The organism is Pseudomonas brassicacearum (assembly GCF_003732265.1).
GTDB classification, from domain to species: Bacteria; Pseudomonadota; Gammaproteobacteria; order Pseudomonadales; family Pseudomonadaceae; genus Aquipseudomonas; species Aquipseudomonas brassicacearum_D.
On sequence record NZ_MOBK01000112.1, the window covers coordinates 1 to 326 of the forward strand.

Here is a 326-nt window from a genome sequence, read left to right on the forward strand (position 1 = left end):
TTACCTATGCCCGGCGTAGGCTAAATTAGCTTTTCGCTTGAACGGGCTATAGTCTGTCGCAGTTTTGCCGATAAGGAGAAGAAGAGATTTTTCGACCTCCGAATATGACCTTGAACCCGACTCAGTAAGTGCTCTCCTACCTATGGCTAAAATTCTCGGCATCATTGTCGTATTCGCGAGCGTGCTCGGCGCGTACGTGCTCTCCCACGGCAAGATTGCTGCCCTTATCCAGCCTTTCGAGGTTATGATTATCGGTGGTGCAGCCTTTGGCGCATTCCTGCAAGCCAACCCTGGCCACGTGGTCAAAAACGTTCTTAGGAAAGCCT

Annotated in this window: 1 protein-coding gene; it reads left to right on the forward strand. The window is 50.9% G+C overall.

What is annotated here, in order from left to right; all coding sequences use genetic code 11:
* Positions 1–142 precede the first annotated feature (142 nt).
* A partial coding sequence (locus BK660_RS30300) for a motility-associated protein (RefSeq protein WP_311202919.1) occupies positions 143–326 on the forward strand: 184 nt, incomplete at its 3' end.